10 protein-coding genes are annotated in these 8,965 nt (G+C 71.9%); 3 read left to right on the top strand and 7 right to left on the bottom strand.

Going from position 1 to position 8,965, the window contains the following annotated elements:
• The 3 genes from sepH to ABD908_RS25205 all read right to left on the bottom strand — a co-directional run.
• Positions 1–712 (bottom strand): septation protein SepH (sepH, locus tag ABD908_RS25215; protein ID WP_345001257.1); only part of this gene is annotated, 712 nt, incomplete at its 3' end.
• A 25-nt stretch (positions 713–737) separates the two neighbouring features.
• Positions 738–1,847 (bottom strand): phosphoserine transaminase, encoded by a 1,110-nt coding sequence (gene serC / locus ABD908_RS25210; RefSeq protein WP_345001255.1) that lies wholly within the window; start codon positions 1,845–1,847, stop codon positions 738–740.
• A complete protein-coding gene (locus ABD908_RS25205; RefSeq protein ID WP_345001253.1) occupies positions 1,844–3,013 on the bottom strand; it encodes a citrate synthase 2 in 1,170 nt (389 codons plus the stop codon). The genes serC and ABD908_RS25205 overlap by 4 nt, the downstream gene beginning before the upstream one ends.
• A 46-nt stretch (positions 3,014–3,059) precedes the next feature.
• On the opposite strand from ABD908_RS25205, the gene pdxH reads away from it, so the two are divergent.
• Positions 3,060–3,704 carry a pyridoxamine 5'-phosphate oxidase gene (gene pdxH / locus ABD908_RS25200; RefSeq protein WP_345001261.1) on the top strand — a complete coding sequence of 215 codons (645 nt, stop codon included), beginning with the start codon at positions 3,060–3,062 and terminating at the stop codon, positions 3,702–3,704.
• A complete protein-coding gene (locus tag ABD908_RS25195; RefSeq protein WP_345001251.1) occupies positions 3,701–4,924 on the top strand; it encodes an MFS transporter in 1,224 nt (407 codons plus the stop codon). Before pdxH ends, ABD908_RS25195 begins: the two co-directional genes overlap by 4 nt.
• Here the strand turns inward: ABD908_RS25195 and ABD908_RS25190 are convergent.
• Together ABD908_RS25190 and ABD908_RS25185 are read right to left on the bottom strand one after the other, a co-directional pair.
• Positions 4,914–5,846 (bottom strand): GGDEF domain-containing protein, encoded by a 933-nt coding sequence (locus ABD908_RS25190; RefSeq protein WP_345001249.1) that lies wholly within the window; start codon positions 5,844–5,846, stop codon positions 4,914–4,916. The genes ABD908_RS25195 and ABD908_RS25190 overlap by 11 nt on opposite strands.
• A gap of 95 nt (positions 5,847–5,941) precedes the next feature.
• Complete coding sequence (locus ABD908_RS25185) at positions 5,942–6,865, bottom strand: SDR family NAD(P)-dependent oxidoreductase (RefSeq protein WP_345001247.1); 924 nt, start codon at positions 6,863–6,865, stop codon at positions 5,942–5,944.
• Between the two features lie 112 nt (positions 6,866–6,977).
• On the opposite strand from ABD908_RS25185, the gene ABD908_RS25180 reads away from it, so the two are divergent.
• On the top strand, positions 6,978–7,667 hold the full coding sequence (locus tag ABD908_RS25180) for a TetR/AcrR family transcriptional regulator (RefSeq protein ID WP_345001245.1): 690 nt from the start codon (positions 6,978–6,980) through the stop codon (positions 7,665–7,667).
• 37 nt (positions 7,668–7,704) lie between these two features.
• Here ABD908_RS25180 and ABD908_RS25175 read toward each other — a convergent pair whose 3' ends face one another.
• The gene (locus ABD908_RS25175) at positions 7,705–8,571 is read right to left on the bottom strand and encodes a 5-oxoprolinase subunit C family protein (protein ID WP_385923445.1); all 867 of its coding nucleotides are present in this window, start codon (positions 8,569–8,571) and stop codon (positions 7,705–7,707) included.
• The coding region (locus tag ABD908_RS25170; protein ID WP_345001243.1) for a 5-oxoprolinase subunit B family protein at positions 8,558–8,965 on the bottom strand (408 nt) is incomplete at its 5' end. The genes ABD908_RS25175 and ABD908_RS25170, both read right to left, overlap by 14 nt.

The raw sequence follows: 8,965 nt of genomic DNA, 5'->3' as shown, positions 1-8,965 counted from the left end.
GGACGCCACCGTCGGGCCGCGGGCCGGCGACCCGCTCAGTGGTGACGACCGCCTCGTCGTCCCGCTCCTCGGCCTCGCGGCCGGCGTCGGCCGGCTCCGCGGGGGCGGTCCGGGCGGAGTCGATGCTCCGCAACGCGCGACGCGCGTCGGGGTCGAGCAGTTCCTTGGCGTGGGCGTCCATGGGGGTCGCTGTGCCGCCGTGTGCGCCGGGGACGTACTTGAAGTGCGCCTCGTTGCGGGACTTACCCACCGACCAGGCGATCCGCACGACCCAGCGGTTGTCGGTGGCCTTCCACGCGTCCCATTCGGTGGTGTCCGTGTGGCCGCGGTCGTGCAGAGCGTTGGCCACCACCTCGGAGAGCTTCGCCGCCATCGGGCCGTCGCCGCGCACGGGGTGCGCCAGTGCTGCCATCTCGGCGGCGCGGGACCGCTCGAGCAGCACCGGATTCGCGAATCGCTTGATCCGCTCCACCGGCACGCCCGCCAGTGACGCGACCTCTTCCATCGTCGCGCCGGCGCGGATACGCGCCTGGATCTCGCGCGGGCGCAGCACCGACTCGATCTCGATCGTGGTCTGCACGCCGCGCGAGAGGTCACCGCGCACGGCGGCCTTGAGCGTCTCGTCGATGGGGATCAGGAACCTGCCGGAGGCGCCCTCGCAGACCACCGACGTGCCGTCGTCGTCGAGCCCTACCACCCGCAGTTCCTGCATGACGCAAGGCTAATGCGTTCTCAGGCTAGTGCTCGGCCGACACGCGCTCGACCACGAAATCGATGCACGCGGTGAGGGCCGTGACGTCCTCCGGGTCGATCGCCGGGAACATGCCGATGCGCAGCTGGTTGCGGCCCAGCTTCCGGTACGGCTCGGTGTCGACGATGCCGCCCTCGCGCAGCACTTTCGCCACCTCGGCGGCGTCCACTGTGTCGGCGAAGTCGATGGTGCCGACGACCTGCGAACGTAGGGCCGGGTCTGCAACGAAAGGTGTTGCATACTCGGACTTCTCGGCCCACTCGTAGAGCCGCGAGCTGGAGTCCTTGGTGCGCGCCACCGTCCACTCCAGGCCGCCGTGGGAGTTCATCCACTCGATCTGATCGGCGAACAACAGCAGCGTCGCGACCGCCGGGGTGTTGTACGTCTGGTTCTTGCGCGAGTTGTCCAGCGCCGTAGGCAGGGACAGGAACTCGGGGCACCAGCGGCTCGACAGCTCGCCGATGCGCTCGATCGCGGCCGGGCTGACGATCGCGACCCACAGGCCACCGTCGGACGCGAAGCTCTTCTGCGGCGCGAAGTAGTAGACGTCGGTGTCGGCGATGTCGACGGGCAGGCCGCCGGCGCCCGAGGTGGCGTCGATCGCGATCAGGCCGTCGCCCACTCGCTTCGGCTGCAGTGCGACGCCGGTCGAGGTCTCGTTGTGGGCCCAGGCGGTCAGGTCCGCCGACGGGTCGGACGTGGGCTCGGGTGCCGTGCCCGGTTCGGTGGAGATCACGATGGGGTCGCCGATGTGCGGCGCCTTCTTCGCCACGGACGCGAACTTCGACGAGAACTCGCCATACGTCAGGTGTAGCGACTTCTCCCGGATCAGGCCGAAGCTCGCGGCGTCCCAGAAGGCCGTGCTGCCGCCGTTTCCGAGCACCACCTCATAGCCCTCGGGCAGCGAGAACAGGTCGGCCAAGCCGTCGCGCACGCGCCCGACGACGTCCTTGACGGGCTTCTGGCGATGACTGGTCCCCATCACCGAGGCGCCGGTCGAGACGAGGGACTGCAGCTGCTCCGGACGGACCTTGGAGGGGCCGCAGCCGAACCGGCCGTCGGTGGGCCGCAGCTGCGCGGGGATCTCGATCGTCATGCGTCCAGCCTAATGGTGTCCCACCCGGGCACCTCATCCGGCCGACGTGGCCCGGAGCCGATGTAATGGGCCGACGGTCGCACCAGCCGACCGGTCCGCTTCTGCTCGAGGATGTGCGCGCACCACCCGGCGGTGCGGGCGCAGGCGAACATCGCGGGCATCATCCGTACCGGGACGCCGGCGTAGTCGAGCAGCACCGCGGCCCAGTACTCGAAGTTGGTGACGATCGGGTCGCCCGGGTACCGCTCGGCGAACACCTCGGTCGCGGCCTCCTCGACGGCGACGGCGATGTCGTACCGCGGCGCCCCGACGCGGCGGGCGACGTCCCGCAGCACCGACGCGCGCGGGTCCTCCGCGGTGTAGAGGCGGTGGCCGAAGCCGGGGACCCGCTCGTGGCGGTCGAGCCGCCGGGTGAGGACGGTGCGCAGGTCGTCCGTGCGGGTGGCCTCGTCGAGCAGCGGGATGACGCGGGTGGGCGCGCCGCCGTGCAGCACCCCGGTCAGCGCGCCGACGGCGGACGACAGCGCCGCGGCGACGTCCGACCCCGTCGACGCCACCACGCGGGCGGTGAGCGTGGACGTGTTCAGCCCGTGTTCGGCCGCCACCACCCAGTAGGAGTCGATGGCGCGGATGTGCTCGGGATCCGGGTCGCCGCGCCACCGGGTCATGAACCGCGAGGTGACGGTGGGGCACTGGTCGATGATGCGCTGCGGCACGGCCGGCCGTTCGAGCCCCCGCGCCGACTGCGCGACGAAGCTGAGCGCGGTCACCGAGGCGCGGGCGAGGTTCTCGCGGGCGGTGGCGTCGTCGATGTCGGGCAGCGACTCGAAGCCCCACAGCGGGCCCAGCATCGCGAGGCCGGCCTGCATGTCCACTCGGACGTCGCCGGTGTGGATCGGCAGGGGGAAGGGCTCGGCCGCCGGCAGCGGGTTGCCCCACTCGCCGTCCACGAGCAGGCCCCAGACCTCCGAATAGGTGACGTGGTTGCGCACGAGATCCGCCACGTCGACGCCGCGATAGCGCAGCACGCCGCCGTCCCGGTCCGGCTCGGCGATCTCGGTCGAGAAGCTCACGCCGGACACGGGTGTGGTCTCCGGTGTGTCCGCCCGCTCGGGGGTCGTCGCGGTCCCGGGAGGCTCTGCGGTGCGGGGAAGCTCGATACCCATGCCCCCGACTCTAATGAGTAGGGTCACCGGCGTGGATCTGAGCGCGATGCGGGAGAGTTACGCGGGCGGGGATTCGATCCTCGATCCGGCCGATGCGACCGGTGGGTGGCTCCCGCTGTTCGAGCGGTGGCTGGCCGAGGCGATCGAGGCCGACGTGCCCGAACCCAACGCGATGGTGCTCGCCACCGTCGCTCCCGGGCCGGACGGTGGCCTACGCCCCGCGACCCGGACCGTCCTGTGTAAGGGCGTCGACGCGAGCGGTGTGGTGTTCTACACCAACTACGACTCGTTCAAGGGGCGGGCGCTGGACGCGAACCCCGTCGCCGCCGTGACGTTCCCCTGGATCGCGATGCACCGGCAGGTGCACTTCGCCGGCACGGTCGCGCGCGTCACAGCCGCCGAGACCGTCGAGTACTGGGCGCAGCGCCCGCGCGGCTCGCAGCTCGGCGCGTGGGCCAGCGAGCAGTCGGAGCCGATCGCGAGCCGCGCCGAGTTGGCGCATCGGTTCGCGGCGGCGGAGGTGAGGTTCGGCGGTGCCCCGTCCGACGGTGCCGTTCCGGTTCCCCCCCATTGGGGCGGCTACCGGATCGTGCCCGACACCGTCGAGTTCTGGCAGGGCCAGGCCAACCGGGTGCACGACCGCGTCCGGATGACCGCCCCCGGCTTCGCGCCGGTCAGGCTCCAGCCGTGAGGCTGCTCGCCGACACCAGGCCGCTGCACGTTCCCGACTACCGCAGGCTGTGGTGGACCGGCGTGGTCACCGTCATCGGCGCGCAGCTCACCGCGGTCGCCGTGCCCGCGCAGATCTACGGGATCACCGGGTCGTCCGCCTACGTGGGTCTGACCGGCGTCTTCGGCCTGGTGCCGCTGGTGGTGTTCGGGCTGTGGGGCGGGGCGCTCGCCGACGCGCTGGACCGGCGCGTCCTGCTGTTGATCACCACCTGCGGTCTCGCGGTCACGTCGATGCTGCTGTTCCTCACCCCGTCCAATGTGTGGCTGGTGCTGTGCGTGTTCGCGCTGCAGCAGGCGTTCTTCGGAGTCAACCAGCCCACGCGATCGGCGATCTACGCGCGCTTGGTGCCGGGGGAGCTGCTGCCCGCGGCCAACTCGCTGAACATGACCGTTCAGCAGTTCGGTGCGATCGCCGGCCCGCTGATCGGCGGCGCGCTGATCCCCGTGATGGGGCTCAAGCTGCTGTACCTGATCGACGCCCTGTCGATGGTGTTCACGCTGTGGGCGGTGTGGCTGCTGCCGTCGATCCGGGCGGAGGACCGCGGGCAGAGCCTCGGGCTGCGATCGGTGCTCGACGGTTTCACGTACCTCGCCGGGCACAGGGTCCTGCTGATGTCGTTCGTGGTGGACATCATCGCCATGGTCTTCGGCATGCCCCGCGCGCTGTTCCCGCAGATCGCGCACCAGGACTTCGGCGGTCCCATCGAGGGCGGTACCGCATTCGCCCTGCTCTTCGCAGCCATGTCGGCGGGTGCGGTGGCCGGCGGCGTGTTCTCGGGGTGGACCTCACGCGTGCGGCGCCAGGGCCTGGCCGTGGTCGGCGCGATCGTCTTGTGGGGCGCATCCATGGTCGGCTTCGGCATCGCGGCGGGGGTCGGCGAGCTGTGGCTTGCGCTGCTCCTCCTCGCCGTGGGCGGTGCGGCCGACATGGTGTCGGCGGCGTTCCGCTCGACGATGCTGCAGGAGGCGGCCACCGACGATGTCCGTGGGCGCCTGCAGGGGGTGTTCACCGTGGTCGTCGCGGGTGGGCCCCGCATCGGCGACGTGGTGCACGGCGTCGGCGCCGCAGCGGTGGGCGCGAGCGCGGCGGCGTGGGGTGGCGGCGGCCTGGTGATCGTGTTCGTCGTGATCGCCGCGGTCGCCGTCCCCGCCTTCGTCCGCTACCAGGTCATCCGCTGATCCGGTCGACCAGCGGCGCCCGACCCGCCTTGTGCTGATACATCACGTCGTCCGCCCGGAGGAGTGCGGCGTCGAGCGCCTCCGATGCGGGCCGGAACGTCGTGGTCCCGACGGAGACTCGGGGCACCAGCGTGCGCCCCTCGGCCGCGATCCGGGCCCGTCCCACGCCGTCGCGCAACAGGCTCGCGAGCGTGCCGGCGTCGGCGGGAGCCGCCGGCTCCGCGGCGCACACCACGAACTCGTCGCCCGCCCACCTGCCCACCACCGCCCCCGGCGGTGCCGCGGCGAGCAGGGCCTCACCCACCGCGCACAGGAGGCGGTCGCCTGCCGCGTGGCCGTAGCGATCGTTGACCTGTTTGAGCCCGTCCACATCGATCATCGCCAACCTCACCGATCTGATCGGATTCACCACGGCGAGCCGTTCCCGGAAGCCGCGCCGGTTCAGCAGCCCGGTCAGTTCGTCGTGACGGGCCTGGTGCTCGAGCTCCCCGACGGCGTCCCAGCCGTCGACGATCACCAGGACGAGGAGACCGCGGTCGGTGTGGATCGCGGATTTGCGCACCCGCAACCTGATCACCGAGCCGTCCTTGCGGATGTGGCGGCGATGGATCACGGCGCCGGTTCGATGGCCGCTGAACTCCTGCGCGGCCTCGGCGTCGCGGTGGGCGTGGTCCTCCGGGTGCAGCACGTCCGAGCTGGTCAGGCCGATCAGCTCGCCCAGCGGGTACCCCAGGAGATCGGCGTAGGCGCGATTCGCCGCGACCAGCCGACCGGGCTGATCGTGGATGACCATTGCGGTTCGAGAGTTGTCGAACAGGGACAGGTAGACCTCGGCTGGAAGCCGGTCGGCCGACGGTGCCGGCGCGGGCGCCGGCTGCTGATCGAGGTGCACGCGGGTCTCCTCGGCGAGGATGCAGATCACGGGGTACTAGATTCGTTATAGTACACAAATCTTCCCGGCGAGCGCGCGCCGAATCCGTGACGTCGGGCGCTCGCGGTAGCCGTCGTCCGCCGTGGTCAGATGGGGAAGTCGGTACTCGTCAGCTCCTCGGACACCGCCCACAGCCGACGCTGCAGCTCGAGGTCGTAGGACTGCTCCGATGAGGTGACCACTCGGGGCGCACCCCGGCGCTCGGCCAAGCCGTCGGGCCCGTAGTACTGGCCGCCGAGCGCGCTCGGGTCGGTGGCGGCACGGAGCGTGGGCAGTGCCCCGTGTGCCGCGTCGTGGGAGACCAGGGGCGCGGCCGCCTGCAGGCCGCGCAGCGGCTTCGGCAGGTTGCGCACGAGCTCGGTGTCGGCCAGGCCGGGGTGTGCGGCGACCGCGACGGTGCCGTGCCCGCCGCTCGCCCGAGCGGCGAGGCGGCGCTGGAGCTCGTAGTGGAACATCAGGTTCGCGAGCTTCGACTGGCCGTATGCTGCGATCCGGTCGTAGGAGCGGTCCCACTGCAGGTCGTCGAAGTGGATCGCCGCGCGGATCCGGTGTGCCACGCTGGCAACGGTGACGACGCGGGAGTCGGGCACATCCAGCAGCAGGTCCAGCACCTGTGCGGTGAACGCGAAGGGACCCAGATGGTTGGTGCCGAACTGCAGCTCGAAGCCGTCCGCGGTGGTCTGCCTGGGCGGGTACATCACGCCCGCGTTGTTGATCAGCAGGTCGACGCGGGGGTGCGACTCGTGGAGTTCGGCCGCAGCCGTGCGCACCGACTCCAGGGACCCCAGGTCGAGCCGCTGCACGCGCACCGTCGCACTCGGGGCCACCGCGGTGATGCGCCGCGCCGCGTCCTCACCCTTCGCGGTGTCGCGTACCGCCAGCACCACCTCGGCGCCACGCGTCGCGAGCACCCGCGCGGTCTCGAATCCCAGCCCCGTATTGGCGCCGGTCACCACGGCGATGCGGCCGTCCTGCGCGGGTACGTCCTGCTCGGTCCACTTGTGTGCCATGTCATTTCTCCCTGGTGGTGTGTCCATTTAATAGACCGTCGGTCTGTTGTACTCGACAATAAGAGGCCGTCGGTCTGGTGTCAATAGACCGTCGGTCTGTAAAGTGTTCGCCGTGGGATTCCAGCGGGCGCGCAGCGAGGAGCAGCGCGCGCAGCGGCGAGAGGCGATCCTCGCGACCGCCGCCGCGATGCTCGACGAGACGTCCGTGTCCGCATTGACCCTCAGTGAGCTGAGTCGTCGGGTGGGGCTCGCGAAGTCGAACGTGCTGCGCTACTTCGAGTCCCGGGAGGACGTGCTGCTCGAGCTGCTCGACCGGTGGTCCGGCGAGTGGGTGGTCGAGCTCGCCGCGGCCGCCGGCACCGTCGACCCCGGCGCAGACGTGATGGCGCGGATCGGGGCGTTCGCGGAGGTCGTCGCGCACACCGCGAGCGCCCGCCCCGCGCTGCTGGCCCTCATATCGGCCCAGTCCGAGGTGCTCGAGCACAACGTGTCGACGCAGGCCGTCCTGCGTCACAAGCACGCCACGCTGGCCGTGTTAGACAGGCTCGTGGGGGTGCTCCGCGGCGCGGTCCCGGAGGTCGGCGACGCTGCGGGGGAACTCTGCCTCACCATCGCTGTACTCGCGGGTGCCTTTGCAGCGCAAGCGAATACGAGCGTCTCGTGCGAGACGGCCTTCGCCGCCGACCCGGCGCTTCAGGTGCTGCGCATCGACCTCGCCCCGATGCTCCGGGGGGCGACCGCGGCGCTGATCGCCGGGGCCCTCGTGCAGGACGCCTCCGGCGGCTCCGCAGCATCCCGCTGAGAGCGTCGCGAGCCTCGTATGCGCCCCGGCGGCGCTGTCAGGGTCGATCTCCGGAGGTGCCCCGGGTCAGCCGGACCCGCTCACCCGGCCGCAGTTGCGCCGCGCGGGCGATCGACACGGCGTCGAGCACCGCGATCACCGGGTAGCCGCCGGTGGTGGGGTGGTCGGCCAGGAACAGCACCGGCTGCCCGCTCGGCGGTACCTGGATCGCGCCCGCCGGCATGCCCTCGCTGGGCAGCTCCGGGCCCGCCGTCACGAGGGCTCTGCCCAGCAGACGCACCCCGACCCGGTTGCTGTCGGGGCTCACCTCCCACTCCGCGAAGACGGCCTCGGGGTCGGCGAACCAGTCGGCGCGGGGGCCCAGCGATGCGGTCAGTACCCGTCGTACGGGGCGGGGAGCGACATCGGCGGCAGGCCAGATGCCCGACGCCCGCCCCAGTGTCACGACGTCACCCGCGGACAGGGGTGCGGGCCCGAGCCCGCTGAGCACGTCGGTCGACCGCGACCCGAGCACCGGGCGTACGTCGATCCCGCCGCGCGGCGCGACGTATGTTCGCAGGCCGCCCAGCGCCGGTACCACGAGCCGGCCGTGTGCCACCGTCGCGAAGCCGCCGCCGCGCCCCGCGATCCCCACGAGCGTGGGGCGGTCGAACTCCAGTACCAGGCCCGACGGTGCCGGTGGCTCAGCGAGCGTGGTCGCCTCGATCAGCGCGGCACGGGAGTCGTTGCCCGCCAACCGGTTCGCGAGTTCGGCTGTTTCGGAGTCCGCGGCGCCCGAGCGTGGCACACCGAGGTGCGCGTAGCCCGCGCGGCCGCGGTCCTGCACGGTCGCGAGTGCGCCGGGGGAGACGACCCGCACCGCGATCCCCGTCGGAGCCGGCCGGATCCGGTCATCCGGCGACAAAGCGCACCCGCATCCCCGGTGTGAGCAGCGCCGGCGGATCCCGCTCGGGATCGAACATCACCGCGTCCGTGCTGCCGATCAGGTGCCACCCACCCGGCGACGACCGCGGATACACCGCCGAGTAGCCGGCGGCGAGGGCCACGGACCCGGCGGGCACGCGCGGTCGCGACGTCTCCCGCCGCGGCCGCCAGAGGATGGAGCCGGGCACCACGTCGTCGCGCACCAGGTACCCGAAGCCCGGCGCGAAGCCGCAGAACGCCACCGTCCACGGCGCGGCGGTGTGCGCGGCGACGAGCGCGACGTCGTCGTCGCCCAGGTCCGGGCCGTCGTACCGGACGTTGACGGTCAGCGCGTCGCCGGTCGACGGCGGCGCGTCGGCCGCCGCCGCGCCCCG

Source organism: Tsukamurella soli (assembly GCF_039541155.1).
GTDB lineage: Bacteria > Actinomycetota > Actinomycetes > Mycobacteriales > Mycobacteriaceae > Tsukamurella > Tsukamurella soli.
This window is presented reverse-complemented; position numbering and strand designations above follow the sequence as displayed.